We start from the raw sequence: 25,017 nt of genomic DNA, 5'->3' as shown, positions 1-25,017 counted from the left end.
AATCTCCAATATATTAGTCGACAGGACTAATATGCAGAGCGAATTAGTGGGCTATGGATTTAAGACACCTTCGATACTTCGTGGCGGTCGCGGAGGAATTGCATTTCGGACGCGCGGCGGATCGCCTTAACATTTCCCAGCCACCCTTGAGCCAGCAGATCCAGGCGCTGGAGGATGAGCTCGGAGTTCGCTTGCTGGAGCGTACCAAGCGGCGTGTGGCATTGACTCAGGCCGGCCTGTTGTTTCTCGATCAGGCGCGGCTGGCACTGGCGCAGGTTGAACGTGCAACGGACATTGCCCAGCGCGCGGGGCTTGGCGAAATCGGTTCGCTAAAGGTGGGCTTTACTGCCTCGGCGCCATTTACCTCGATCATCCCGCGAAGCCTGCTCGCGTTTCGCCGTGCCTATCCTGACGTTCGGCTCGAGCTTCAGGAAATGAACAGCCGGGGCGTGGTGGAGGCGCTGGGAAATGATCAGGTCGAGGTAGGCGTCATCCGGCCTATCGCGTTGCCAGGCTCGATCGTGGCGCAGCCGCTGTTCACGGAGCCGCTGGTCGCGGTACTCAATGCAGCGCATGTGCTTGGAGCGGAGCCTAACGTACCGCTTGCGCTTTCAGCGCTGGCCGAAGAGGCGTTCGTGTTCTTTCCGCGTGGGTTCGGCACAGGCCTTTACGATCAGCTGATGACCCTGGCAGGCCAGGCGGGCTTCAGCCCGAAGATATCCCAGGAGGTCGGCGACTCGCTGACCATCATAGGGCTTGTCGCCGCTGGCCTGGGTGTCTCGGTACTGCCTGCTTCGTATCGCTGCGTGGCGATCGAGAATGTCGTGTATCGGCCGCTGCTCGATCCCGGTGCCGAAACGTCGGTATTGCTGGTACGCCGCAGCGGCGAGCTGTCCCCGGTGCTGCAGGCGTTCGTCGAGATCGTCTCGCGGGAGACTGGACTCACTCGTGTGGATCCTCGACTACTGTAAGTATGGCGAGCGGGACGTGATGATGTAGCGGGCATCTTGGGCGATCCGAAGCTCCATCCGTTCATCGGAGCCGTAGATCACCTGCCAATGCGGAGCGCCGTCAATATAGAGCGTGCGGCGATCTTCTGCGACTCGCCAATCATCGTCTGCGTAGGCATCCGACAGCTGGGATTCGTCAGTCAGTGCGAAGAGGAGTGCGGCGAAAAACTCGCGTGCCTGCGGCGACGGAGAGCTGACCTTGGAGGCGTGCCATTGCAGGTTCTGCAGAATCAACAGGGCGAGGACGCTCCCGTCTGCATCTTTCATCTGCCACTGCGAACTGCCCTCTTCGCGCGGCTCTACGACGACGGTCAAGTGGTCCGTGACGCCACGGCGCGTTCTTTCAACATCGAACTGCGCTGGCAGGTCCAGGCTCGGGGTGACGGTGGGCTCGGTTACCTGACGCGTGCACGCGCCTAACAAGACCGCGCTAGCAAGTATCAGGTAGAACGGAAGTCGGGCAGGGTTCAAGGCGTTTTTCCCAGATATGAGTGATGATCAATCATGCGAGCGGTGCGGGCCGACAGACGACCCGCATTCCGATCAATACAGCGCCTGGTAAAGCTTGCGACGGTACTGGGTGACCAGGGGGTGGTCGCTGCCCAGCAGGTCGAACACCTGCAGCAAGGTCTTGTGCGGTAGGCCGTCGGCGTACGTGCGGTTGCGCACGAACAGGTTCAGCAGGCCCTCGAGTGCGGCGTCGTACTGCTGCCGGGACAGCTGCTGAACGGCCAGCTGATAGCAGGCTTCGTCATCGTTTGGATCCTGGGCCAGGCGGGATTTCAGCTCGGCAGCGTCTGGCAGGGCGCCCGCCTGCTCAAGGAAAGTGAGCTGCGCGCGAGCGCCCGCAATCGCCTGCTTGTGCTCGTCGCCCTTCACTGCGTCCAGCACGGCGGCTGCATCCTTGAGTTCGCCGCGCTCGGCCAGGCAGCGGGCATAGAGAATCAGGGCTTCGGCGTTTTCGTTGTCCTCGCCCAGCACCTGTTTGAGCAGGGTTTCGGCCTCGCTCGTCTGCCCGGCATCGAAGAGTTCGCGTGCGATGTCCAGTGGGTCTTCGACTTCGGGCGCGGGTTCGGCGACATGCGGCTGCAGCATGGCACGGATGGCGGACTCGGGCTGTGCGCCTGCAAACCCGTCAACCGGCTGGCCATCCTTGAACAACACGACGGTCGGCAGGCTGCGAATGCCGAAACGCATGACCACGTCCTGCTCGATGTCGCAGTTGACCTTGGCCAGTAGGAGGCTGCCGCGATAGCCCTCGGTGATCTGGGCGAGCAATGGCATAAGGGCCTTGCAGGGGGCGCACCATTCGGCCCAGAAATCGACGAGTACCGGGGTGTTGAAGGAGGCTTCGATTACGCGCTGGTCGAAGTCGGCCGCGCCAGAGATGTCAAAAATGTAGGGCGAGTCGCTCATGGAAGTCCTGATCAAGCATGCGATAAGGGATAGCCGATAGCTTCGGGCTTCGCTGCCGATCGTTCAAGAGGGGCGTTGTTGCCCTCGAGTGGGATCGTGCCCGTCCGGTAGACGCTTACGGTTCGAAATTCGTCCGACTCGGCCAGGTCCGGCCAGGTATCGCTCGCCAGGCGCGCGATGCGGCGGTAGCGGGGGTGAGCGAAGTGACGGATACGAGAGTCAGCGACCAGGACGTCATCCGCATACTCCACGAAGCGGTCCAGCAGGGGCAGGTTGGCCGGGTCATAAAGCACGTCGGCCGCGATGAGCAGGTCGAAGCGCTCTTGAAGCTTGCCCACGTCTGCTTCGCAGCGAACGGCGACGCCATTCAGCCGGGCGTTTTCCATGGTCGCCAGTCGCGCAGTCGGATCCAGGTCGCACGCCACGACTTCGGTGGCACCCAGCCGCGCCGCTGCAATTCCGGCGACGCCTGAGCCTGACCCGAAATCCAGTACACGGCGGCCGCGAACCACCTCGGGATACGAAGTCAGCCACTGGGCCAGCGCAAGGCCGCTCGCCCAGCAGAAGCACCAGTAGGGCGGCTCTTCCAGGATGCGCCGCGTTTCATCTGCATCGAAGGCACGACGCATGTTGGCAGGATCGAGAAGCCACAGCGACAGGTCGGTCCCAGGTAAGGGTGTCGCCGCCAGCTGCGCCGCGCCCAGCGTGCCAAGCAGCGCCTGCTGAAGTGAGTCGGGCGCAATCAAGGTGCAGGGACCAGAACCAATCGGCCGAGCTCCTGATTATCCGGGCCGTTGACCCGGCGCGGCGGCAGCTTCTGGGACAGCATGCCGGACTGCGTAACGCGGCCGTGCAACTCCACACGCTGACCGACCGGGTACTTTTCCGGATTGAAGGCAAGCCTGAACGGGATGGGTGCACCGGTGCCCTTGAGCTTGAGCGTGGCCAACATACGTTGCGGGCGATCGCTGCCGTCGATCTGCAGAAGGGCCAGCTCGATGTCCGACCCGGCTGCTGCACCTTCCAGCCGACCGCTGACGGCATGAAAGTCCGCTGGAAGGGGGACTTCAGTGTCGATGTCGGCGGTAGGGGGTTCCGGCACGGATGGGGTGCTCGGAGGAGGCGCGTCGCTGGCGCAGGCAGAGAGCAGCAGCGCGAGCGTGAAGAGAAGGGGGCGTTTGAGCATGGGCGGGTCCGCGGCGTTGAAATCGGCTATCGATATACCGAAAAGACGGCTATTTGTCTGCCATGCCGCAGGCTTCGACAACGGCGGGCGGTAGGCGCTAGGCATTGGGCACGGGCCGGGCTGGGGTGTTCCCCCGTCCCGTCCGGTGGCGGCTGGAGCGCATTCGGCGCGTCGCTTGTGTCGCATGGGGGATGCGCTACCATGAGCCTCCTTTCATTCGACTCCGGCGACCGCCATGCACTGCCCGTTTTGCTCCGCCAATGACACCAAGGTCATCGACTCTCGACTCGTTGCCGAAGGAGACCAGGTTCGGCGGCGTCGCGAGTGCGTTGCGTGTGGCGAACGGTTCACGACGTTTGAGACCGCTGAACTGGTGATGCCGCGACTGATCAAACAGGACGGCAGCCGACAGCCCTTCGATGAAGAGAAGCTTCGCGGGGGCATGCAACGGGCGTTGGAAAAGCGGCCCGTCAGCATCGAGCGGCTTGAAGAGGCCATCTCCCACATCAAGCACAAGCTGCGTGCGACAGGCGAGCGAGAGGTAAAGTCGCGGGTGCTGGGAGAATTGGTCATGAACGAACTACAGAAGCTGGACGAAGTGGCCTACATCCGTTTCGCCTCGGTGTATCGACGCTTTCAGGACGTCAAGGAATTCCGCGAGGAGATCGAGCGGATGTCACGGGAGACCACACGCGAATGAATGATCATGCCTACATGGCCCGGGCCCTGGCGCTGGCCGAGAAGGGGCTGTATTCCACCCACCCCAATCCCCGGGTTGGTTGCGTCATCGTGCGCGACGGCACCATCGTGGGCGAGGGGTGGCACGTGCGCGCAGGCGAACCGCACGCGGAGGTCCATGCGCTCGCCCAGGCAGGTGAGCTTGCTCGCGGCGCAACTGCTTATGTATCCCTCGAGCCGTGCAGCCATCATGGGCGTACGCCACCTTGCGCCGAGGCGCTGGTGCAGGCGGGTATTACCCGTGTCGTGGCTGCCATGCGCGATCCAAATCCGCAGGTGGCCGGTCGCGGCCTTGGTCGCCTGGTCGATGCCGATATTCAGGTGCTCTGCGGGGTGATGGCGGACGAAGCGCGCGAGTTGAACATCGGATTCGTCACGCGAATGGAAACCGGCATGCCCTTCGTGCGGGTAAAGATGGCCATGAGCATGGACGGCCGCACTGCCATGGGGAATGGCGAAAGCCAGTGGATCACGGGACCGGAAGCTCGCTCTGCCGTGCAGCGCCTGCGGGCGCGCTCCAGCGTCGTGCTGACCGGGGCCGATACAGTCATGACCGACCGTGCACGCATGAATGTGCGTGCGCAAGAGCTCGGGCTCGATGCCGAGCTGACCGAGTTGGCCATGCGCGACCAGCCCATGCGCGTGCTGGTCGATGGTGCGTTACGCGTGCCGTTGACTGTTCCGTTCTTCCAGGCGGGCCCGGCGCTGGTGGTCTGTGCGACCCGTGGAATGCCCGAAGACTATGCCAAGCATGGCCATGAGCTTCTGGAAATGCCGGCAACGGACGGAGCTGGCAAGGTTGATCTGCGCAACCTGATCCGTTCGCTGGGCGCCTGCGGAATGAACGAGGTTCTGGTAGAGGCTGGTCCTCGTCTGGCGGGCGCTTTTGCTCGGCTCGGACTGGTGGATGAGTACCAGCTATTCATGGCGCCGAAGTTTCTCGGCTCTGGCGCGCGGCCGCTTCTGGAGTTGCCCCTGGAGCATATGGCGGATGCTCCACAGCTTGATGTGAAAAGCATCCAGCCCATTGGCAAGGATTGGCTTATCACCGCTCGCCCTGCCTGACGATTTGCGCGACTAAACAGTGCCGCCCGGCCCTGCGGACTTTGCGTAAACGGCCAGCTGTGTTAAAAACGCTGCCGGTCGTTTACGACCACTTACGTTCTCAGGGCGGGGCGAAATTCCCCACCGGCGGTGATGACGCGCAATGCGTCGAGCCCGCGAGCGCTTGCTTCCAGCAAGGTCAGCAGATCCGGTGTGATCCCGGAGCCGACGGTTAGAGTCCGGATGAGAGAGAGCGGAATGTGCCTGGCGCTGCGGCCGAGCGGCGCTCGTTTGCATTTTTCCCTTCGATCCATGCCCTGTTTTTCATGAAAAACAGGAGTGCGTTTCCATGCGTCTTTTCATCAAAGGGTCTTCCTCGACACAGGAGGCCTCATGTTCACCGGCATAATCGAGTCCATTGGACACGTGCGCACCCTCGTTCCGAGTGGCGGCGACCTGCGTGTCATGATCGAGACCGGCAAGCTGGATCTGGGCGATGTGAAGCTTGGGGACAGTATTGCCGTCAATGGCGTCTGCCTGACCGCTGTGGATCTGCCCGGTAATGGTTTCTGGGCTGATGTCAGTCGCGAGACCATTGCTCGAAGTGCCTTCGTCGACCTCAAGCCGGGTGCCCGGGTCAATCTCGAGAAGGCGCTGACGCCGACCAGCCGCCTGGGTGGGCACCTCGTCAGTGGCCATGTCGATGGCGTTGGCGAGGTCATCAAGCGTGCCGATAACGCACGCGCCGTTCAGTTCACCGTAAAAGCGCCGCGCGAGCTTGCGCGTTATATCGCGCTGAAGGGCTCGATCACGGTCGACGGGACGAGCCTCACCGTTAACGCGGTCAATGGCGATGAGTTCGAATTGACCATCGTGCCGCATACGCTGGGTGAAACCATCATGGCGGACTACCACGCCGGTCGCCGCGTCAATCTCGAGGTCGACCTGCTGGCGCGCTATATCGAACGTCTGTTGCTTGGCGACAAGGCCGCCGAGCCCAGCGCGACCGGCATCAGTGAAAGCTTTCTGGCCGAGCACGGCTATCTGAATCGTTAAGGACCCCGCCGTGGCACTCAACAGCATCGAAGAAATCATCGAAGACATCCGTCAGGGCAAGATGGTCATCCTCATGGATGACGAGGACCGTGAAAACGAAGGGGACCTGATCATGGCCTCCGAGTGCGTCCGTGCCGAGCACATCAATTTCATGGCCAAGCATGCGCGCGGCCTGATCTGCATGCCGATGACGCGCGAGCGTTGCGAACTGCTGCGCCTGCCCCTGATGGCACCCCGCAACGGTTCGGGTTTCGGTACCAAATTCACCGTATCCATCGAGGCCGCCGAGGGCGTGACCACCGGCATTTCTGCCGCCGATCGCGCGCGTACCGTGCAAGCTGCTGCCGCGAAAGGCGCCAAGGCCGAAGACATTGTCAGCCCTGGCCACATTTTCCCGCTGATGGCCCAGCCTGGTGGCGTACTGGCGCGTGCCGGCCACACCGAGGCAGCGTGTGACCTTGCTCGTATGGCGGGTTTCGAGCCCAGCGGCGTTATCTGCGAAGTCATGAACGATGATGGCAGTATGTCGCGTCGCGCCGAACTCGAAGTGTTCGCCGAGCAGCACGGCATCAAGATCGGTACCATTGCTGACCTCATTCACTATCGCCTCATCCACGAGCGCACGATCGAGCGCATCAGCGAGCAGCCGATCGACACCGAGTTCGGGCACTTCAACCTGGTGACCTACCGCGACTCGGTGGAAGGTGACGTGCACATGGCACTGACGCTCGGCGAAGTGCGTCCGGACGTACCGGCGCTGGTCCGGGTTCATAACATGGATCCTTTACGCGACCTGTTGATGATCCGCCAGGCAGGCCGGTGGAGCCTTCGTGCGGCCATGGCAGCTGTCGCTCGGGAAGGAAGTGGTGTGGTGCTGTTGCTTGGCCATTCTCCGGACGGCGAAGAGTTGCTGGCCCATATCCGCGATGTCGACGGGACGAACAAGAAGAACCCCAGCACCTACAGTACCGTTGGCGCCGGTTCGCAGATTCTGCGCGACCTGGGCGTTCGTCAGATGCGCCTGATGAGCTCGCCCATGAAGTTCAATGCAATATCCGGCTTCGACCTCGAGGTTGTAGAATACCTGTCCGCCGAATGATCTCCCTGCGGCCTCCCGAGGCCGCAGCTGATTTGGCATTCATAGTTTGAGAGGAGCCGCGGCGTCTGGTCTGCGACTCCTCAACGCACAAAGAGATTTCCATGCCCCTGAAGACCATCGAAGGTACCTTCACTGCACCGCAGGGCAAATTCGCCCTGGTTGTCGGTCGCTTCAACAGTTTCGTCGTCGAGAGCCTCGTGAGCGGCGCGGTGGATGCCCTGGTTCGCCATGGTGTGCCCGAGAGCGACATCACCGTCATCCGCGCACCGGGTGCGTTCGAGATCCCGCTGGTCTGCCAGAAGGTCGCGCAGCGTGGTGAATTCGCCGCAATCGTCGCCTTGGGTGCTGTAATTCGCGGTGGCACACCGCACTTCGAGTACGTTGCGGGCGAATGCACCAAGGGTCTGGCGCAGGTATCCATGGACTTCGGCGTGCCGGTCGCCTTCGGCGTCTTGACCGTCGATACCATCGAACAGGCCATCGAGCGCTCGGGTACCAAGGCTGGTAACAAGGGTGCCGAAGCGGCATTGTCCGCGCTTGAAATGGTCAGCCTGCTGGCTGCCCTGGAGGCCAAGTGAGCCTGAATCACGACGACAGCGCCGACGCTCAGCCGGCGAAACCTGCCAAGGGCAAGATCGCTCAGCGCCGCGTGGCGCGCAGCCTGGCGACTCAGGCGCTGTACCAGTGGCAAATGGCTGGCCAGGCACTCAACGAGATCGAAGCCCAATTTCGGGTCGATAATGATTTCTCAGGTGTCGACGGCGCCTACTTCCACGAGTTGCTGCACGGCGTTCCGCGCAAGAAGGCGGACATCGACGAGCTGCTCGTCCCGCTGCTGGACCGTTCGCTGGACGATATGGACCCGGTCGAACTTGCGATCCTTCGTTTGTCCACGTTCGAGCTGATGAATCGCATCGACGTGCCTTACCGTGTGGTCATCAACGAAGGCATCGAGCTGGCGAAGGTGTTCGGCGCGACGGACGGCCACAAGTTCGTCAATGGCGTTCTGGACAAGCTTGCACCCCAGCTGCGCGGTGTAGAAGTGCGGGCGGGCAAGGCCTGACCGGGTGGACGAGTTCGAGCTGATCGGCCGCTTCTTCGCGTCGGCGCGTTGCGCCCGCGGCGGCCCGGATGTGGCGCTGGGTATTGGTGATGACTGCGCCTTGCTTCAGCCCCTGCCTGGGGAACAGCTTGCCATTTCCACCGATACGCTGGTCAGCGGCGTTCATTTTCCGGCCGCGTGCGATCCGTTCGCACTGGGCCAGCGCGCGTTGGCTGTCACTGCGAGCGATCTGGCCGGAATGGGGGCTCGACCCATCGGTTTTACCTTGGCGCTTACCTTGCCCACCCTGGATGTAGCCTGGCTCGACCGCTTCTCGGGCGGGCTCGACGCCATGGCACACCGCTGCAAGATGAGCCTATTGGGCGGGGACACCACCCGCGGGCCTTTGAGCATGACGCTCACGGTGTTCGGCAGCGTTCCGTCGAGCCAGGCGCTGCGCCGGGACGGTGCGCGGGTCGGCGATCTGCTCTGTGTGGGCGGATCGCTTGGCGAGGCAGCGGCTGCGGTGGATATGGTGCTTGGCCGAGCGACGCCGCCCGACGGGCTTGCGCAGCGTCTGGCCGAACGCTACTGGTCGCCAATGCCGCAGCTTGAACTGGGGCAGGCATTGAGAGGTGTCGCAACTTCGGCACTCGATATTTCCGATGGCCTTGTGGCTGACTGCATGCACATCGCACGCGCCTCCGGCGTGAGCCTGAGGATCGATACCCATTGCGTTCCGGTACCCGCGGCTCTTGCAGATTGGGTAGGCGAGCCGGACGCGTTGAGCTTTGCCTTGTCGGGAGGTGATGACTACCGACTCGCCTTTACCCTTCCGGCGGAGCGCTGGGACGCACTGCACGCGGCCTGGCCAGAGACGGTACGGATTGGTGAGGTGGACGCGCAGGGACCGGCCATACGCCTGGTCGATTCGTGTGGCATCGAGCTGACGCCGTCCCGAACCGGCTACATGCATTTTGGACAGCATTCATGACCGATCCCGTACTCGACCAAACCGTTCCTTCACCTACCCCCAGTTTGGTCTGGCGCAATCCGTGGCATTTCCTTGCCTTCGGGTTGGGTTCCGGCACGATGCGCAAGGCTCCGGGGACCTGGGGTTCGCTGATGGCGCTTCCATTCATGCCGCTCTGGCTGATGCTGCCACAGTGGGGCTACGGCCTGATGTTGGCAGCGACCATGGTGTTCGGTTGCTGGCTGTGCGGCCGGGTCGCTCGTGACCTGGGTGTGCACGACCATGAAGGTATCGTCTGGGATGAAATGGTCGGGATGTGGATAACGCTCTGGCTGGCGCCCGCCGTGTGGTACTGGTGGTTGCTGGGCTTTGCGTTGTTCCGTCTGTTCGACATCTTCAAGCCCTGGCCCATCAGCTGGCTGGACCGCAACGTAGACGGTGGCCTGGGTATCATGCTCGACGATATCGTGGCCGGTATCTGCGCCTGGGCGGCGCTGCAGGCCATCTTGATGGCGGTTGCCTGAGCATGAGCGGTCACGCGGCATATCCGGGCCACGTCGCCAGGCAGATGGATATGCTGATGCGCATGACCCTGCTGCTGATGTGCATGAGTGCCGTGGTCGCACAGGCCGCAGACGAAACGCCGAAGGAAATACATCTGGTCAGCGAGCGCTGGCCTTCGTTTACGGAAGACGACGGCAGGGGCGTGGCTTGGGAAGTGCTCAAGCTGGTATTCGAGCCGGCCGGAGTTCAGGTCAATATACACACGGTGCCCTACAGTCGCTCCGTCGGGCTGGTGAAGCGCGGCGAGGCTGATGCCTGGGTGGGCGCCTATGACCGCGAAGTGGAGGGCGTTCATTATCCACGCTGGCATTTTGACCGTGATTACGTCAGTGCGCTGGGCCTTGCCGATGCACCGCTACCAACGGCGGAGGTGCTAGGCAATGCGAAGCTCGTCTGGATTCGTGGCTATCGATACGAGCGTTACCTGCCGGGCGTTACCCGTTTTCAGGAAATCCAGAAGCGCGACACCGTGTTGCCAATGATCGATGCGAGACGGGCGGATTATTTCATCGACGCGCGAGTGGATGTCGACATGATGCTCGAGCAGACCAGGGACCGCCGACGCTATCGCGTGACAAAGCTGCTGAAGTTGCCGCTGTACCTGGGCTTCGCCAAGACGCCTTCCGCCATGGCGCTGGCGGATATTTACGATGAGCGCATGGCTCAACTGGTCGGCAGCGGTGCGCTGCGTCCGGTCTATGAACGTTGGAACTGGGAGTACCCGTTCGACGAGTGAATGATTTCTTCACCGGCGGCTTCGCCTGGTGAGAGTGAACGAGATTGCCCTCTAACGGGTGGCGTCGGCGGCCAATGAGTCGCGGCCACCGCTTGAAATCGGAGTACCCCGTGTCCGTCGTGTTCGTTGCTGCGTCGAAACTGCCGACGCCCTTCGCCATTTTCACCATGCACGGCTTTCTCGACGAGGCCACTGGCAAGGAGCATGTCGTGCTCACACTCGGCGAGGTGGATGATGGTCAGCCTGTGCTTGGGCGAATCCATTCAGAGTGCCTGACAGGCGATGCCCTGTTCAGCATGCGCTGTGATTGTGGTTACCAGTTGGAGGCTGCCCTGCGTGCCATCGCCGAAGAGGGCCGCGGCGTGCTTCTTTATCTTCGCCAGGAAGGGCGGGGTATCGGGTTGCTGAACAAGATCCGCGCGTACGAGTTGCAGGACGGCGGTGCCGACACCGTCGAAGCCAACGAGCGACTCGGTTTCGCGGCGGACCTGCGCGACTATGCGATCTGCAAGCCCATGCTCGACCACCTTGGCATCCAGGCGCTCAAACTCATGACGAACAACCCAAGAAAGGTCGATGCCATGAAGGGGTTCGGCGTGCTTGTCGCCGAGCGGAAGCCTCTGCAGACGGGACTCAACCCACACAACCGGCATTATCTTGCAACGAAAGCAGGCAAGCTCGGCCATTACCTCGGCAACCTGCATCAGGGCGAAGTCGCCGAGTCCTGACAGCTCTGAACGCCGCGTCTAGCGCGCACAGACGCGCCAGGCGCCAGGCCGAAGGCGCGACTGTTAAGGCTCTGACGCACCTAAAAATGGAGGCTGCGCGCCGCGGTTTGGCACAGTCTGGCGAAGCCGCTGGTCAAATGCCCGTCCAAATGGCAGATTGCAGGAGTCGCAGTTCGCAGTGGGCATCATGAGTCATTCCCAGCGGTTTTCCCTGGCCAGCGCCATCCTCATGGGGCTGGCGCTGATCCTCGTCCTTCCTTTCAATCTGCTCCCCTGCCTGCTGGCGGGCCTGTTGGTGCATGAAGTCATCGACAGCATGACGCCGCCGCTGCAGCGGCTCTTTGCTGGACGGCTGGGGCGAGTGCTGGCGGTCGGTCTGCTCAGTGTGGTCGTGATCCTGGTGCTGGCTGCAGCGTTTGCCGGCGCGTTTTCACTCGTTCTTCACGAGATCCACAACCCGGGGCAGTTGCTAGGCAAGCTCATGGGCGTGATCGATCGCGCGCGTGATCAGTTGCCCGAAAGCGTCGTGACGTATCTTCCGGCGAACGTTGACGACATTCGTGCCACGGTGCATGACTGGTTGCGCGGCCATGTCGCTGAACTCCAGTTACTGGGCAAGGGCGCGGTTCACATGTTCGTGACCGTGCTCATCGGCATGGTCCTGGGCGCCGTGATAGCGCTGCAGCATGCGCCAGACCCTAATACGATGCGCCCCTTGGCTGCGGCCATGCTCATGCGCATTTCGAGGCTTGCCCGTGCGTTTCGCAACATTGTCTTCGCCCAGATCAAGATTTCCCTGCTCAATACGACCTTCACAGCCATCTTCCTGCTGGGCGTGCTGCCATTGATGGGCGTTGACCTTCCGCTGACGAAAACACTGATCTTGGTGACCTTTGTCGCCGGGCTATTGCCCGTGGTAGGTAACCTGATCTCGAATACGGCCATTTTCATTGTCGGTCTGTCCGTTTCCGTATGGGTAGCGTTGGGCGCGCTGGGTTATCTGATCTTGATCCACAAGGTCGAGTATTTCCTCAACGCACGGATCGTGGGGGGGCAGATCAAGGCACGGGCCTGGGAACTGTTGCTTGCGATGCTGGTATTCGATGCGCTGTTCGGGCTCGCCGGATTGGTGGCCGCGCCCGTTTTCTATGCGTACATCAAGGACGAGCTCAAGGCTCAGGGATGGGTGTAATAGGACACGGGGCCGCGCTTGAATAGTGCGGGGCCCCTTTACGTCGGATCAGATGGCCGAAATGGCCTTTGGTGGATCGATCAGGCGTGCGCGGATAGCCCGCTCGATACCGGTAGCATCCAGCCCGCATTCGGCCAGCATTTCTTCTGGCTTCGCATGTTCGACGTAGCGATCAGGTAGACCAAGCTGAAGGATTGGCTCGGCGCGCCCTTCGGATGCCAGGAACTCGCTGACCGCGCTCCCAGCGCCACCCATGACGCTGTTTTCTTCGATCGTCACGAGTAGCTCATGGCTGTCGGCCATTTGGCGAACGAGTGCTTCGTCCAGCGGCTTGACGAAGCGCATGTCGACTACGGTCGCATCCAGGCGGGCTCCTGCTTCGAGCGCGGCTTGCAGCTGGACGCCGAATACGAGCAACGCCACACGGCTACCCTGGCAGCGTACGACGCCCTTACCGATCTCCAGCGGCTCGAGGCCCGGTTCGATTTGAGCGTTCGGGCCGGTACCACGGGGATAGCGCACGGCGGCCGGGCCTTCGAACAGGTAGCCCGTCGTCAGCATGCGGCGCAGTTCGTTTTCATCGCTGGGGGTCATGACGAGCATGCCCGGAATACAGCGCAGGTAGCTCAGGTCGAAGCTGCCCGCGTGAGTCGGACCGTCCTCGCCGACGAGCCCGGCGCGGTCGATGGCGAAAAGGACATCCAGATTCTGCACGGCGACGTCGTGGATCAGCTGGTCGTACGCGCGCTGGAGGAACGTGGAGTAGATCGCCACGACGGGCTTGGCGCCATCGCAAGCCATGCCAGCGGCAAGCGTGACCGCATGCTGCTCGGCGATGGCGACATCGAAGTAGCGATCGGGGAAGCGTTCACTGAAGGCGACGAGGTCAGAGCCTTCCTTCATGGCGGGTGTTATGCCGGCCAGACGCGTGTCGTGCTCGGCCATGTCGCACAGCCATTGGCCGAACACGCTTGAATACTTCGGTCCGCCAGCCTTCTTGGGCGGCGCATCGAGTGGATCCAGCTTGGTGATTGCGTGGTAGCCGATCGGGTCGACTTCGGCAGGCGCGAAGCCCTTGCCCTTGGTCGTGATGACATGCAGAAACTGCGGCCCTTCCAGGTCGCGCATGTTGCGCAGCGTGGTTACCAGTGTCGGCAGGTCATGGCCGTCGATGGGGCCGATGTAGTTCCAGCCCAGTTCCTCGAACAGGGTGCCTTGCACCAGCATGCCCTTGGCATGCTCCTCGGTACGGCGAGCGATCTCCAGAGCACCTGGCAGGCGCGACAGTACCTTCTTTCCACCCTCGCGGACATGGGCATAGGTACGGCTGGAAAGCAGCTTGGCCAGGTAATTCGACAACCCGCCGACGTTCCGGGAAATGGACATGTCATTGTCGTTGAGCACGACGAGCATGTTCGCGCCCACATCGGAGGCGTGGTTGAGCGCTTCGAATGCCATGCCGGCGGTCAACGCGCCGTCGCCGATCACGGCAACGCTCTTTCGCGAGCTGCCCTGCATGCGGGCAGCGATTGCCATGCCAAGCGCTGCGCTGATCGACGTGCTCGAGTGGCCGACACCGAACGTGTCGTACGGGCTCTCTGAGCGACGCGGAAACGCCGCGATACCGTCCTTCTGCCGCAGGCTGTGCATGCGATCGCGTCGACCGGTCAGGATCTTGTGGGGGTACGCCTGATGGCCGACGTCCCAGACCAGACGATCCTCGGGTGTGTCATAGGCGTAATGCAGTGCGATGGTCAGTTCCACGACGCCGAGCCCGGCACCGAAGTGCCCGCCGCTCTGGCCTACGGTGTAGAGCAGATCCAAGCGTAATTCGTCAGCCAGCGCTTCCAGCTCCGATTCACCCAGGCGCCGCAGGTCATCCGGCGTCGAGACGCGATCGAGCAGGGGAGTGTGAGGCCGTTCTCGGGGAATCTCGTGGAACGTCTTTGGCATCAGGCAAGTCGTTATGATCGGGTGAAGGGGGCGAAGTGTACCTGATGCGGATCAGGTATGCAGAGCACCATGGACGGCAGGAGCCGTGCGGCACCTCTGCCACGGGTAGAGCAGGGCTTCGACCAGCGGTAAGGTCGGGTGTTCCGCCGCCTTGGTCAGGGCTGCGGAAGCCTGGTTTCAGTTGCGGCGTTCGACGATATAACGTGCCAATGCACGCAGGGGTTCGGCCTTGTCGTCGTAACTGACCAATGCCTCGAGGGCCTGATCTCGCAGTTGTAGGGCGTAGCTTTTCGCTTCGTCCAGGCCAAGCAGCGCAGGGTAGGTTGGCTTGTCCCTTGCAATGTCAGCCCCCTGGCGTTTGCCCAACGTTTCGGTATCGCTTTCGACGTCGAGTATGTCGTCCTGCACCTGGAAGGCCAGCCCCACGGCACGCGCGTATTGCGTCAGATGTTCGAGATTCGCGTCGCTGGCGTTTTCGCTGGCCAGCGCCCCGAGGCGGACACTTGCTTCAATCAGGGCTCCGGTCTTGTGGCGATGCATGCGTTCCAGGGCCGCCCGATCGAGTTTCACGGCAACCGAACCCAGGTCGATCGCCTGGCCTCCCACCATACCGGCGGGGCCGGCCGCGCGCGCGAGTGCCCAGACCATGGCTAGTCGGGTATCGGCGCTCTGAGGATTGCGTGTTGCATCGGTCAGCACCTCGAACGCAAGTGCTTGCAGACCGTCGCCTGCGAGGATGGCGCTGGCTTCGTCGAATGCCTTGTGTGTAGTGGGCTGGCCTCGACGAAGGTCATCATCGTCCATGGCAGGCAGATCGTCGTGTACCAGTGAATAGGCATGGACGAGTTCGACCGCGCAGGCCGCGCCATCCGCTCGGTCCGCTGCGCCGCCCAAGGCCTCGCAGGCCGCATAGACGAGCAGAGGACGGACGCGTTTACCGCCATTCATCACGCTATAGCGCATTGCCTCATAGAGGCGACCGAGATCGTTTGCCGGTGCAGCGAAAAGGGGGAGAAGGGCCGCATCGATGCGAGCCTGGCAGCGTTGCTGATACGCCTTGATCATTCGTTGACGTCCGTTTCGAACGGTGCTTCTTCCAATTCACCGTCACGCTCCATGAGAATCTGGACCTTCTGCTCAGCCTGGGTCAGTGCCGCCTGGCAATCTCGCGTCAGGCGGATGCCCTGTTCGAAGGCGGTCAGTGAGTCTTCGAGTGACAGTTCGCCACCCTCCAGGCGCTCGACGAGGGCCTGTAGATCGGCAAGGGACTGTTCGAAGTCGAGCGGGGCTTTCTTGCGGGCCATGAAAATCTCGCAGGCAGGTAGTCGCGGCGACGTTAGCAGAGCGCCATCCGGGCCGCAAATGTGCGTGCTGGTGGGGCTGTTGAGCGCGCAGCCCGCTTCCGAATCCGCGCCACCGGCCCCGGAGGCGTGGGTGATAGCGCCGCTGCCGGGCGCATTCAACCGGGGCGGAGAGCTGCCTGGGCACTTTCGAATATGAAAGGCCCGGCGGCTGTTGGACAGCGCCGGGCCCGCGCGACCCGATGTCGAGCGCCGTCAGGGCTTGTGCAGGCTCAGCTGCGTGGCGTCCTCTTCCGAGTCCGGTTCGGTAGGCAGTGCCGTAAAGGTTTCGGGACGTGCCTCGGCCAGTTTTTCGCTCAGGGCTGTGGTCAGAGACACCACGAACGGTACGTTCAGGTGCTGCCAGTCACGGTACATCAGGTGATCGTTCGTGACGGTTGGGCAGGTGTCATCCGTGCACAGGAATTCGGACATGTCGACCGTGGCCAGATTATCGACCTGCGCTTCGACCTCCTCGGCAGGATCTTCGGCCGCCAGTGACTCGTCGCGTGGCTTGGCACAGAACTGTGGATCCTGCTTGTGGCGAGAGATGCAATCGATGGTGTCGAATTCGAAGGACGGGTTGTCACGGATCGCCACGACAGGAATGTCCTGGGCGTCCAGTGCGCGCCACTGTTCAACATAGCTGTCCGGTACGTACTCCTCGCCACTGTCCTTCACTGCTCGCGTCGAGGTGGTCACGACGGCGTCCGGCTTGAGTTCACCCAATCGGGTCATGACCCGGCTGTTCCATTCCGCGCACGAGGGATCCGATTCAGCGAGCGCGCCTAACGGACAGTCGCTCTTGGTGATGTTGATGACCTTGAAGCCGTTCTCCTGGCCAATGATGTTCAGCGCCGGCAGCCATTGCGCCGAATGCGAGCCGCCAACGAGCGCCACAGTCGTCGTCGCGTTTTCATCCCCGTAGGCACACTCCTTCACGTCTGGGGAGACAGCGTCCTGATGGCAGCCATCACCGTAGGCATCCGGGAGCACACTCTTCACCGCAATGAACGTATCGCGGCTGATGGCGGTGGTGTCGGTCTGTACTTCTGCCAGTGGCGGGGGCGTCGCATCGAAGGTCTGCGCGACCGCCGCTTCGGCTGCCACGATGCCGTTGAGGTGATGACGCCACAGGCCCGCACTGACCAGTACCGGCGCGATGAAGGCCACTCCGATGGCGTAGGGGACCAGTACCTGGAGCCCTTCCGGTTTGCGCCGCGAGCGCAGCGGTTGTTCCACGAGACGGCTGGTCAGGAATGCCAACACGATGGACAGTGCGATGACCCCGACCCCCTGCAGGAGGCTGAGATTGGCGCCCCGGTTGTATTCCCGCGCCACTACCAGTAGCGGCCAGTGCCACAGGTAAAGCGTGAACGACACGCTGCCGACCGCCACCAGCGAAGGGTGGGACAGGAGGCGCTTGACCCAGGTGCTCTGGTCCTTTGCGCCGGACATGATGAGAAAGAGTGCGGCGGCCACGGGTACGAGCGCGATATAGCCCGGATAGTGGAAGTCGACGGGAATGACGAGGCCGGCAAACAACAGGATCGCCAGTCCGATCGTGGCCAAAACGGTGCGTACGGCCGCGCTGAGCCGAATCCACGGCAGGGCGAATGCGAGAAGCGAACCGGACAGGAACTCCCATGCCCGGGTCAGGGGGTTGAAGTAGGCCGGCGCGGGATTGAGCGGTGTGGCAAACAGGGAATAGGCGAAGGATGCGGCGATCAGGCTTCCCAGCACGATGAAGACGGGCTTGGTAGACCCGACGCGGCTGGCCAGGGCGAACGTACCCATTAATAGCAGGGGTAGCACGGCGTAGAACTGCACCTGCATCGAAAGTGCCCAGAACTGCTGGACAGGGCTGGGCGGGTTGTCTCGTGCGAGATAGTCAACGGACGAGCGCATCAGGCCGATGTTCTCGTAGTGGACAGCGCTATGGACCGTCTCCTTGATCACCTGCGTCCACAGCGTTTCCGGGACGAATAGGTACGCAAGTCCCAGGGTGCACAGCAGTACGAAGTAGGCAGAAGGTGCGATTCGTCGAACCAGGTTACCCCAGAACAGGAAGGGCCGAATGCGCCCCTCGCGGTTGAACTGACGGGCCAGCAGGCTGGCCATCAAAAAACCCGAAATGACGAAGAAGACGTCCACGCCCCCGGATACCTTGGCCAGCCAGATGTGGTAGACGGCAATGAAGAGGGCGCCGATGGCGCGGACACCCTGAATGTCGTTGCGATACGCATCATCGGTGGCTGGGCTAAAGCGTGGCTGCATCAGCGAGGGATTCCAACAGGGGAAGCCAGGCGGACATCTTCTCCATCGTGTCGCGGCTTCATCGGATATGGCCCGCGACGTCCCTACTCGCGAATGACCAAAGTGCTATGGCGTCCGTGTGACTGCCGTTTCGTCTGGTTGTTCCACGATGTTTCAGTGACGCATGCGCCGTGTTCTGCCGTACCGCGAGGGTATAGCGCCGGGAGGAACCCTGTTCTGTAGGGCTGAGTCCCGCAGGCTCTGGCCGGAACCGCAAGTGCGGCGCCATTGTGATTGGAAGTGGGGCGGATGGCGGACGCGGTAAACGGTGGATTACGCCTGCGGCTAATCCACCCTACGGGTCTACAGGCTGCCGACTTTGCCGTCGTATGCACGACTTCGTAGGGCGGAATCCCGCAGGGCTTCCGCCGGTACCGCGAGTGAGCGGCAAATTGTGATTGGGTTCGGGGCCTGGGGCTGATGGCTGATGGCTGATGGCTGATGCGGTAAACGGTGGATTACGCCTGCGGCTGATCCACCCTACAGGTCCGCTGCCTCAGCCGTCGCAGGCGCAGCTTCGTAGGGCGGAATCCCGCAGGGCTTCCACCGGAACCGCGTGTTTACCGGGCGGCCGGACATCCCTGTGCGGGATTGCTGGCCCAGCGCCGCGCGGTGTCGGAGACAGTGTCGGCAAGCTTCGTGACCCCGCGCTGATGCGCAACGACGACGTTTTCCAGCCCTTCGCCGGAGGCTTCGGTAACGGTCGTGCTGCACGTCAGGCTGCGGCGGCCGTCGTTCGGGGTCCGCAGTTCCAGGCTCCAGACGGCGTCGACGAGTGCGTAATGGCCGGGGATCGACTCGAAGCGGCGCACATCCATGCGTAATGCGAGCTGATCTCGCTCACTGTCGCGGGGCAGGCCGGACAGGTCGCGGGTGCCCAGTCGATGTTCCATGCGGGCCACCAGCGCGTCGTGAAACTCGTCTGCCAAGGGCGAGCCCCAGCGCTCGTTCTCCAGGATCGCCAGCGTGCCGTCGCCCTGCCGAATCACAAGTTGCGGTTGGTCGACCTGCACAGGCACGCGCAGGGACTGAACGTTGAACTGAAAGCCGACCGGCGCCGTGGCGGCACTGTCGGCGGTGAACGGCGGAGCGATCAGCGTGTAGTACTGCGTGGGCGGCGCGGAGCTGCATGCCGTCAGGGTCAGCGTCGCGGCGACGGCCAGCAGGCGTTGGATTGATGTCATGTCAGGGCTCCATGGATCGGCGTGAAGGCGTCGGCGGTTGATAGGAACCCGGCGCGGCTTCGCTCGAACGGCCGCGAATGAGGGCTTCGGGATGCCGGCTTAGGTAGTCGGTCAGCACACGCATCGAGCGGGCGGTGCGCTGGAGTTCTTCCATCGTCGTCTCGACCTGCTGGAGTTGCGGCGAGTCGTCGGCCAGCGTCTGACGGGTCGTTTCCATGGTTCGGGCGACCTGTTCCAGCGTCTCGTTCGCCTGCTGCAGCGTGCCTTTCATCTCCGGCAGGACCTGCCCATTGACTTGCTTTAGCGTGTTGCGAAGCTCGGCGAGGCTCCCGTTGAGGTTGTTGCCGATCTCGTCTACCGGCAGGCGGCTGATCTTGTCGACCATGGCCTGAAGCTGCTCCTGCAACCGGTCGAAGCTGCCGGCCACGGTGGGAATCTCGATCGGTTGTGCCTTGGCATTGAAGGCCACTTTCGGTGCGTTCGGTGAGAACTCCAAGGCAATGTAGAGCTGGCCTGTCAGCAGGTTCCCGGTACGGGCTTCGGCGCGCAGGCCTCGATCCACGAAGCGTTTGATGAGCTTGGCAGTCATCTCCTCGCCTTCGCCACCCATTTCCTTCACGAGTTGCTCATGAGCGCGGCCGAGGCGCTGTGGATAAATCACCGCGCCCACAGTCGTCGGGAAGTCCCCGGTCTTTTCGTCGTACTCCAGATCCATCGATACGACGCGGCCGACGTTGATGCCGAGGAACTCGACCGGCGCGTCCAGACGCATGCCGCGCAGGGACTGGTTGAAGCGCATGCGGATATAGCGGGGCTCGCCGTCTGGAGGGGCCAGGGCTGTTTGCTGGTCAGCGAACAGCTGGAATTCGGTGTATTCGTCCGCCGCCTTGGGCTCAGGCGTCCAGTTGGGCTCACGGAACGCGATGCCGCCTGCCACGATGGTCGACAGCGACTCGGCGTTTACCCTCAAGCCATTCGCGCCCAATGCAACATCGATGCCGCTGGCGTTCCAGAACCGCGAGTCGGTCAGCACGAAGCGGTCATGCGGGGCATTCACGAAGATCTCGATGTCCACGCCCTTGCCGTCGTTCGCCAGGGTGTAGGAAACGACCTGGCCAACCTGAATGCGACGGTAATAGACTGGCGCACCCACATACAGCGATCCCAAATCGCCCGTATGCAGCGTGAAGCGCTTGCCGGGCTGGCCGTAGGTTACAGCGGGAGGCTGTTCCAGTCCTTCGAACGTGGTGCTGGTTTCCTCGGAGCGGCCGGCGTCCGCGCCGATGAATACACCCGATAGCAAGGTATCGATGCCGGATACCCCGCCGGCCCCGATCCGTGGACGCACGACCCAGAAGCGCGAATCTTCGCGAGTAAACGGGTGGGCTGATTTGTCCAGCTCGATCGTAGCGTTGACGTGTGAGCGATCATCGCTGAGCTGAATGCGGGTCACCGTGCCGATGACCACATTCTTGTACTTCACTTGGGTACGGTTGGCTTCCAGGCCTTCAGCGGTCTGAAAGCTCACCACGACGGTGGGGCCTGTGGATAACCAGCTGTGGATGACCATGGACAGTCCCACTAGCGCGGCCGCAATGGGCACCAGCCATATCAGCGAGATACGGAAACGGTGGCTTCTCACCTCCGGAGTCGGTGCGGACGGGTTGGGCCTATCGGACATCGTTTACCTCTGCGTCCCAGATCTTGCGGGGGTCGAAAGTCATTGCGGCCAGCATCGTCAGCACAACGACCAGGCCGAAGAACAGGATACCGATTCGTGGCTCGATGGTGCTGAGTGCGCGAAATTGCACCAGCGCTGCGACCAGGGCAACGACCAGCACGTCCAGCATCGACCAGTAGCCAATCAGCTCGATGAACCGGTACAGCCGTGCACGCTCGCGCAGTGCCCATCGACTACGTCGCTGACAGGTGATCAGCAGCAGAGCGAGAATGAAGAACTTCAGGCACGGGACGGCGATGCTGGCGATGAAGATCAGCGCGGCGATATCCCAGGAGCCTTCTTTCCAGAACTCGATAACGCCACTCATGATCGTGCTTTCGGCGGCGCTGCCCAGCAGGCTGGTGTACATCACCGGCAGGGTATTGGCCGGTATGTAGAAGATCAGGCTAGCGATCAGCAGCGCCCAGGTGCGCGCATAGCTGTTCGGCTTCCGTCGATGCACCGCTGACTGGCATCGGGGGCAGGTGTGAGCATCCAGATCACAGGCATATCCACAGGTATGGCAGAGGGCGAGGCTACGCTCGTAGGCGTAAGGCGGCTGGCTCATGACATTGGCACCGGGAGCTCATCCCATAGCCGGCGGATATCCCGGTTGGCAATAAGGATGAGGAGTACTGTCAGCATGCCCATGGCCCACAGACCCGCGCCCGGATGCACATTGAGCATGCCCGAGAGCTTTACGATGGACACCAGAATCCCCAGCAGACACACCTCGAGCATGCTCCAGGGACGGAGATGCTCCAATGTACGCATGCAAAGCTTGAATCCCGGCGCAACACGACGCCTATAGGCGAAGGCAAGCACCCAGACCAGCAGCATGATCTGCAGGCCGGGCGCAAAGATGATGGCGAGGCCTGCCACCAGCGCAATCAGGGTAATGCGACCCTGAGCGAGCGCCTGCACCGATTGCCACAGGGACGCCTCGTTCGTGAGGCCTTCCATGCGAATCTGAATGACCGGAAAGATGTTAGCGAATATGTAAAGGATCGCAGCGGCAATGGACAGTGCCAGTAGCTGTTCGATCGAGAATCCACCGCCGCGCTCCAACAGAGCTCCGCAGCGCTGACAGTACGCGGCCTGGCGCCGCTTCAGAGGCGCGCGCTCATACAGCGAATCGCAGTGTTCGCAGATCAACCAGTGCTTGCGCGAGGATCGGGCCGTGTCTGAAGCGCTCATTCGGTGCAGGTCGCCGGGCTGTCGCCGTAAATCCAATCGTGAACTCGAGGGTCGTCCATGTGCCACCGCTGGCCCTGGGCAAACGGGCACACCCGGGCATCGAACCGCCAACTCTACATCATCGCATGCGTCAGGAGGACGTTCCTCTATGAGACCTGGCGCCATGCTGCCCGTTCGCTTGCGCGCGGTGGGAGACGGTCGGTCCACACCGTTCGCCGGGCGGCTATGGCACCGTGCCGCACCTTCACGGCGTAACGGGTGTCCACCCATGACGACATGGGAGGGGGGAGCACTATGCGTATTGCCTGCTTGGGCTGGGGATCATTGATCTGGAAGCCGGGTGACCTGGCGTTGGCCTCCGAATGGTTCGACGATGGGCCGCTGTTGCCCATCGAGTTCGCCCGGGAAAGCGACGGGGGTGAGTTAGCGACGGTACTGTGCCCAGGTGTCGCCGACGTACCGGTTCTCTGGGCCCTTCTGGATGTGGCTGAACTGGCGGTTGCGCGCGAGCAACTGCGTGAACGCGAGGGCATTCCGGCGTTTCAACCCGAGTGCGTAGGAAGCTTGCCTGCCGTATACGGTCCTTCGCCCTGCTCGGACCGGATTGCAGCCTGGGCCACTGCGAGGGGGATCGATGCGGTGGTTTGGACCGCCCTGCCGCCGCGAAGCCGCGGGGAAAACCACCGCATGCCAAGTGAAACGGACGTTATCGACTACCTCAAAGGGTTGCCTGCCGATCAATACGCTCATGCCGAGCACTACATACGATCCACACCAGCGAGCATCAGCACGGCCAACCGCCGTCTGATCGAGGCGCATCTCGGTTGGTATCCACAGGAGACGGCTGCATAACGCCGCCTCCTGCCCACGGCTCAAAGTGTGGCGGGCACCCATTGCGCCAGTAGCCATGTCCATACGCAAACGTATGCCAACAGGGCGAGGCTGTACGTAAGCGTCATGCGCATGATCTCGGACTCTCGACCGACCTGGCCTACCGCAGCGGCGGCAATGGCAATGGATTGTGGCGAGATCAGCTTGGCCATGACGCCGCCGCTGGTATTGGCAGCGACCAACAGGGACGGACTGGTGCCAATTTGCGTGGCGGTAATCGCCTGCAGGTGGGCGAACAGCGTGTTGTTGTTTACCACCGAGCCCGTAATGAACACGCCCAGCCAGCCAATGATCGGTGATAGCAGTGGGAATACGGCGCCCGCATTTGCCAGCGCCAGCCCGATGCTGGACGACGCGCCCGAGAAATTGGCGATATAGGCCACTGCCATGATCAGGCAGATCATGGTCAGCGGGCGCCATAGCTCAGTGACCGTCAGCGAGAACTGCTCCCCGGCGGCGCGCCAGGACAGCCGACGTGACAACGCCACTGTGATGAGAATGGAAATGAGGATGGCCGTGCCCGGCGCGCTCACGAGTGCCAGTGTCCAGACGGCGGGCAGCGCGCGCGCAGCTTCGGTGATTGGCGGAAGCTCTTGAATCTGCAGATGCAGGAACGGCATGGGTATGCGCAGCACCGTGCTTTCCAGCCATCCGCCTGCGGCAAACAGCGATTTGAATGCGGGCAGGCTCCAAGTCAGCACTACAGCCGTGAGAATGTAGAACGGCGACCACGCCGCGATCACTTGCGGCAATGACCAGCGCTGGCTGGAGATAGGCGGCGCGCCGTCTTCACGATAGACGTGGCGGGGTTGCCAGACCTGCATGAACGCAGCCAGGCACCCCATGCTCACCAGAGGTGCGATGATATCGACCAGCTCGGGCCCGAGCAGATACAGCGTCGCGGTCTGCACGCCGCTGAACAGCACCCCGATCAGCAGTAGTACGGGCCAGGTTTCGCGAATGCCACGCCAGCCGTCCAGCACAGCGATCAACAGGGTCGGGACGAAAAGCGTCGCCAGCTGCACGATCGCAATCATCATCAATGACATCTCGGCCAGTGGTACACCGCCTTGCTGCGCACCGACCAGCACCGGTATACCGATCGCCCCGTAAGCGCCCGACGCGGCATTTGCCAACAGGCAGAGCATGGCCGCCTTCAAAGGCTTGAAGCCCAGCTCGACGAGCAGCGCCGCACAGATGGCAATGGGTACTCCGAAGCCTGCGGCCCCTTCCAGGAATGCCCCGAAGCAGAACGCGATGAGAATGACCTGGACGCGCTGGTCGTCCGAGATCGTGGCGATACTGCCGCGGATGACCTCGAATTTGCCGCTTTTCACAGCCAGCTTATAAAGCCACACCGCCGTGAGGATGATGTAGCCAATGGGCCACAGACCGCTGAGGATGCCGAACAATGCTGCGCCCAGGATGCTCGCCAGCGGCATGCCGAACAGCAGCGCGGCCATGGCCGCGGCGATGCCCAGCGCGAGAATCGCTGCGGTCATTCCCTTGAGCTTGAGCAGTGTCAGGGCCAGCAGGAAGAACAGGATGGGCGTCGCGGCCAGAAGCGCGGACAGGTAGGCGTTGCCCAGTGGGTCGTAGAGGTGCTGCCACATGACAGGTCAGGCTCCGGTA

Annotated in this window: 26 protein-coding genes and 1 riboswitch; of the genes, 13 read left to right on the top strand and 13 right to left on the bottom strand. The window is 62.3% G+C overall.

Going from position 1 to position 25,017, the window contains the following annotated elements:
- Window positions 1-53 precede the first annotated feature (53 nt).
- Window positions 54-971 carry a LysR family transcriptional regulator gene (locus tag ACY8D3_RS16195; RefSeq protein WP_462379832.1) on the top strand — a complete coding sequence of 306 codons (918 nt, stop codon included), beginning with the start codon at window positions 54-56 and terminating at the stop codon, window positions 969-971.
- On the opposite strand, the gene ACY8D3_RS16190 is transcribed toward ACY8D3_RS16195, so the two are convergent.
- From ACY8D3_RS16190 to ACY8D3_RS16175, 4 genes are all read right to left on the bottom strand, one after another.
- Window positions 963-1,481: a hypothetical protein gene (locus ACY8D3_RS16190; protein WP_462379831.1), complete on the bottom strand. Its 519-nt coding sequence runs from the start codon at window positions 1,479-1,481 to the stop codon at window positions 963-965. The genes ACY8D3_RS16195 and ACY8D3_RS16190 overlap by 9 nt on opposite strands.
- Before the next feature lie 72 nt (window positions 1,482-1,553).
- Complete coding sequence (trxA, locus tag ACY8D3_RS16185; protein ID WP_462379829.1) at window positions 1,554-2,426, bottom strand: thioredoxin; 873 nt, start codon at window positions 2,424-2,426, stop codon at window positions 1,554-1,556.
- A gap of 11 nt (window positions 2,427-2,437) precedes the next feature.
- Window positions 2,438-3,172, bottom strand: a complete 735-nt coding sequence (locus ACY8D3_RS16180; RefSeq protein ID WP_462379828.1) for a class I SAM-dependent methyltransferase — start codon at window positions 3,170-3,172, stop codon at window positions 2,438-2,440.
- On the bottom strand, window positions 3,169-3,612 hold the full coding sequence (locus tag ACY8D3_RS16175) for a YbaY family lipoprotein (RefSeq protein WP_462379827.1): 444 nt from the start codon (window positions 3,610-3,612) through the stop codon (window positions 3,169-3,171). The genes ACY8D3_RS16180 and ACY8D3_RS16175 overlap by 4 nt, the downstream gene beginning before the upstream one ends.
- A gap of 235 nt (window positions 3,613-3,847) precedes the next feature.
- On the opposite strand from ACY8D3_RS16175, the gene nrdR reads away from it, so the two are divergent.
- The 11 genes from nrdR to ACY8D3_RS16120 all read left to right on the top strand — a co-directional run bounded on the left by nrdR (window position 3,848) and on the right by ACY8D3_RS16120 (window position 12,784).
- Window positions 3,848-4,312 (top strand): transcriptional regulator NrdR, encoded by a 465-nt coding sequence (gene nrdR / locus ACY8D3_RS16170; RefSeq protein WP_462379826.1) that lies wholly within the window; start codon window positions 3,848-3,850, stop codon window positions 4,310-4,312.
- Window positions 4,309-5,415, top strand: a complete 1,107-nt coding sequence (ribD, locus tag ACY8D3_RS16165) for a bifunctional diaminohydroxyphosphoribosylaminopyrimidine deaminase/5-amino-6-(5-phosphoribosylamino)uracil reductase RibD (RefSeq protein WP_462379825.1) — start codon at window positions 4,309-4,311, stop codon at window positions 5,413-5,415. The genes nrdR and ribD overlap by 4 nt, the downstream gene beginning before the upstream one ends.
- A gap of 92 nt (window positions 5,416-5,507) precedes the next feature.
- Window positions 5,508-5,653, top strand: a riboswitch (FMN riboswitch).
- 134 nt (window positions 5,654-5,787) lie between these two features.
- Window positions 5,788-6,450 (top strand): riboflavin synthase, encoded by a 663-nt coding sequence (locus ACY8D3_RS16160; RefSeq protein WP_462379824.1) that lies wholly within the window; start codon window positions 5,788-5,790, stop codon window positions 6,448-6,450.
- A gap of 10 nt (window positions 6,451-6,460) precedes the next feature.
- Window positions 6,461-7,549 (top strand): bifunctional 3,4-dihydroxy-2-butanone-4-phosphate synthase/GTP cyclohydrolase II, encoded by a 1,089-nt coding sequence (ribBA, locus tag ACY8D3_RS16155; RefSeq protein WP_462379823.1) that lies wholly within the window; start codon window positions 6,461-6,463, stop codon window positions 7,547-7,549.
- 101 nt (window positions 7,550-7,650) lie between these two features.
- The gene (gene ribH, locus ACY8D3_RS16150; RefSeq protein WP_462379822.1) at window positions 7,651-8,127 is read left to right on the top strand and encodes a 6,7-dimethyl-8-ribityllumazine synthase; all 477 of its coding nucleotides are present in this window, start codon (window positions 7,651-7,653) and stop codon (window positions 8,125-8,127) included.
- Window positions 8,124-8,612 (top strand): transcription antitermination factor NusB, encoded by a 489-nt coding sequence (gene nusB, locus ACY8D3_RS16145; RefSeq protein WP_462379821.1) that lies wholly within the window; start codon window positions 8,124-8,126, stop codon window positions 8,610-8,612. The genes ribH and nusB overlap by 4 nt, the downstream gene beginning before the upstream one ends.
- Before the next feature lie 4 nt (window positions 8,613-8,616).
- A complete protein-coding gene (thiL, locus tag ACY8D3_RS16140; RefSeq protein WP_462379820.1) occupies window positions 8,617-9,585 on the top strand; it encodes a thiamine-phosphate kinase in 969 nt (322 codons plus the stop codon).
- Window positions 9,582-10,088 (top strand): phosphatidylglycerophosphatase A family protein, encoded by a 507-nt coding sequence (locus ACY8D3_RS16135; protein WP_462379819.1) that lies wholly within the window; start codon window positions 9,582-9,584, stop codon window positions 10,086-10,088. The genes thiL and ACY8D3_RS16135 overlap by 4 nt, the downstream gene beginning before the upstream one ends.
- A 50-nt stretch (window positions 10,089-10,138) precedes the next feature.
- Window positions 10,139-10,864 (top strand): substrate-binding periplasmic protein, encoded by a 726-nt coding sequence (locus tag ACY8D3_RS16130; RefSeq protein WP_462384415.1) that lies wholly within the window; start codon window positions 10,139-10,141, stop codon window positions 10,862-10,864.
- A 110-nt stretch (window positions 10,865-10,974) separates the two neighbouring features.
- A complete protein-coding gene (ribA, locus tag ACY8D3_RS16125) occupies window positions 10,975-11,592 on the top strand; it encodes a GTP cyclohydrolase II (RefSeq protein WP_462379818.1) in 618 nt (205 codons plus the stop codon).
- Window positions 11,593-11,779: 187 nt separating this feature from the next.
- Window positions 11,780-12,784 carry an AI-2E family transporter gene (locus ACY8D3_RS16120; protein WP_462379817.1) on the top strand — a complete coding sequence of 335 codons (1,005 nt, stop codon included), beginning with the start codon at window positions 11,780-11,782 and terminating at the stop codon, window positions 12,782-12,784.
- A gap of 48 nt (window positions 12,785-12,832) precedes the next feature.
- On the opposite strand, the gene dxs is transcribed toward ACY8D3_RS16120, so the two are convergent.
- From dxs to ACY8D3_RS16080, 8 genes are all read right to left on the bottom strand, one after another.
- Window positions 12,833-14,737, bottom strand: coding sequence for a 1-deoxy-D-xylulose-5-phosphate synthase (gene dxs, locus ACY8D3_RS16115; RefSeq protein ID WP_462379816.1), 1,905 nt, complete (start codon window positions 14,735-14,737; stop codon window positions 12,833-12,835).
- A gap of 177 nt (window positions 14,738-14,914) precedes the next feature.
- The gene (gene ispA / locus ACY8D3_RS16110; RefSeq protein ID WP_462379815.1) at window positions 14,915-15,802 is read right to left on the bottom strand and encodes a (2E,6E)-farnesyl diphosphate synthase; all 888 of its coding nucleotides are present in this window, start codon (window positions 15,800-15,802) and stop codon (window positions 14,915-14,917) included.
- On the bottom strand, window positions 15,799-16,041 hold the full coding sequence (locus tag ACY8D3_RS16105) for an exodeoxyribonuclease VII small subunit (protein ID WP_462379814.1): 243 nt from the start codon (window positions 16,039-16,041) through the stop codon (window positions 15,799-15,801). The genes ispA and ACY8D3_RS16105 overlap by 4 nt, the downstream gene beginning before the upstream one ends.
- Window positions 16,042-16,293: 252 nt before the next feature.
- Window positions 16,294-18,354 (bottom strand): acyltransferase family protein, encoded by a 2,061-nt coding sequence (locus tag ACY8D3_RS16100; protein ID WP_462379813.1) that lies wholly within the window; start codon window positions 18,352-18,354, stop codon window positions 16,294-16,296.
- A gap of 599 nt (window positions 18,355-18,953) precedes the next feature.
- Window positions 18,954-19,577, bottom strand: a complete 624-nt coding sequence (locus ACY8D3_RS16095) for a PqiC family protein (protein WP_462379812.1) — start codon at window positions 19,575-19,577, stop codon at window positions 18,954-18,956.
- A 1-nt stretch (window position 19,578) separates the two neighbouring features.
- On the bottom strand, window positions 19,579-21,258 hold the full coding sequence (locus ACY8D3_RS16090) for a PqiB family protein (protein ID WP_462379811.1): 1,680 nt from the start codon (window positions 21,256-21,258) through the stop codon (window positions 19,579-19,581).
- The gene (locus ACY8D3_RS16085) at window positions 21,248-21,865 is read right to left on the bottom strand and encodes a paraquat-inducible protein A (RefSeq protein WP_462379810.1); all 618 of its coding nucleotides are present in this window, start codon (window positions 21,863-21,865) and stop codon (window positions 21,248-21,250) included. Before ACY8D3_RS16085 ends, ACY8D3_RS16090 begins: the two co-directional genes overlap by 11 nt.
- Complete coding sequence (locus ACY8D3_RS16080; RefSeq protein ID WP_462379809.1) at window positions 21,862-22,494, bottom strand: paraquat-inducible protein A; 633 nt, start codon at window positions 22,492-22,494, stop codon at window positions 21,862-21,864. Before ACY8D3_RS16080 ends, ACY8D3_RS16085 begins: the two co-directional genes overlap by 4 nt.
- Before the next feature lie 294 nt (window positions 22,495-22,788).
- Here ACY8D3_RS16080 and ACY8D3_RS16075 point away from each other — a divergent pair, with 294 nt between their 5' ends.
- Entirely contained in the window at window positions 22,789-23,346 is a 558-nt protein-coding gene (locus tag ACY8D3_RS16075) for a hypothetical protein (protein ID WP_462379808.1), read from the top strand.
- Between the two features lie 20 nt (window positions 23,347-23,366).
- Here ACY8D3_RS16075 and ACY8D3_RS16070 read toward each other — a convergent pair whose 3' ends face one another.
- Window positions 23,367-24,998 (bottom strand): L-lactate permease, encoded by a 1,632-nt coding sequence (locus ACY8D3_RS16070; protein WP_462379807.1) that lies wholly within the window; start codon window positions 24,996-24,998, stop codon window positions 23,367-23,369.
- Window positions 24,999-25,017 lie beyond the last annotated feature (19 nt).

Source organism: Pseudomonas sp. Marseille-QA0892, assembly GCF_054950135.1.
The sequence above is the reverse complement of the archived record's forward strand: the minus strand, read 5'-3'. Positions and strand labels throughout refer to the sequence as shown.

Bases quoted from the DNA above. Each gene is read 5' to 3' on its own strand.
- ACY8D3_RS16195 (WP_462379832.1), top strand. From the start codon at position 54: ATGGATTTAAGACACCTTCGATACTTCGTGGCGGTCGCGGAGGAATTG.
- trxA (WP_462379829.1), bottom strand. From the start codon at position 2,426: ATGAGCGACTCGCCCTACATTTTTGACATCTCTGGCGCGGCCGACTTC.
- ACY8D3_RS16175 (WP_462379827.1), bottom strand. From the start codon at position 3,612: ATGCTCAAACGCCCCCTTCTCTTCACGCTCGCGCTGCTGCTCTCTGCC.
- nrdR (WP_462379826.1), top strand. From the start codon at position 3,848: ATGCACTGCCCGTTTTGCTCCGCCAATGACACCAAGGTCATCGACTCT.
- ribD (WP_462379825.1), top strand. From the start codon at position 4,309: ATGAATGATCATGCCTACATGGCCCGGGCCCTGGCGCTGGCCGAGAAG.
- ACY8D3_RS16160 (WP_462379824.1), top strand. From the start codon at position 5,788: ATGTTCACCGGCATAATCGAGTCCATTGGACACGTGCGCACCCTCGTT.
- ribH (WP_462379822.1), top strand. From the start codon at position 7,651: ATGCCCCTGAAGACCATCGAAGGTACCTTCACTGCACCGCAGGGCAAA.
- ACY8D3_RS16135 (WP_462379819.1), top strand. From the start codon at position 9,582: ATGACCGATCCCGTACTCGACCAAACCGTTCCTTCACCTACCCCCAGT.
- ACY8D3_RS16130 (WP_462384415.1), top strand. From the start codon at position 10,139: ATGCTGATGCGCATGACCCTGCTGCTGATGTGCATGAGTGCCGTGGTC.
- ACY8D3_RS16120 (WP_462379817.1), top strand. From the start codon at position 11,780: ATGAGTCATTCCCAGCGGTTTTCCCTGGCCAGCGCCATCCTCATGGGG.
- dxs (WP_462379816.1), bottom strand. From the start codon at position 14,737: ATGCCAAAGACGTTCCACGAGATTCCCCGAGAACGGCCTCACACTCCC.
- ispA (WP_462379815.1), bottom strand. From the start codon at position 15,802: ATGATCAAGGCGTATCAGCAACGCTGCCAGGCTCGCATCGATGCGGCC.
- ACY8D3_RS16105 (WP_462379814.1), bottom strand. From the start codon at position 16,041: ATGGCCCGCAAGAAAGCCCCGCTCGACTTCGAACAGTCCCTTGCCGAT.
- ACY8D3_RS16100 (WP_462379813.1), bottom strand. From the start codon at position 18,354: ATGCAGCCACGCTTTAGCCCAGCCACCGATGATGCGTATCGCAACGAC.
- ACY8D3_RS16095 (WP_462379812.1), bottom strand. From the start codon at position 19,577: ATGACATCAATCCAACGCCTGCTGGCCGTCGCCGCGACGCTGACCCTG.
- ACY8D3_RS16090 (WP_462379811.1), bottom strand. From the start codon at position 21,258: ATGTCCGATAGGCCCAACCCGTCCGCACCGACTCCGGAGGTGAGAAGC.
- ACY8D3_RS16085 (WP_462379810.1), bottom strand. From the start codon at position 21,865: ATGAGCCAGCCGCCTTACGCCTACGAGCGTAGCCTCGCCCTCTGCCAT.
- ACY8D3_RS16080 (WP_462379809.1), bottom strand. From the start codon at position 22,494: ATGAGCGCTTCAGACACGGCCCGATCCTCGCGCAAGCACTGGTTGATC.
- ACY8D3_RS16075 (WP_462379808.1), top strand. From the start codon at position 22,789: ATGCGTATTGCCTGCTTGGGCTGGGGATCATTGATCTGGAAGCCGGGT.
- ACY8D3_RS16070 (WP_462379807.1), bottom strand. From the start codon at position 24,998: ATGTGGCAGCACCTCTACGACCCACTGGGCAACGCCTACCTGTCCGCG.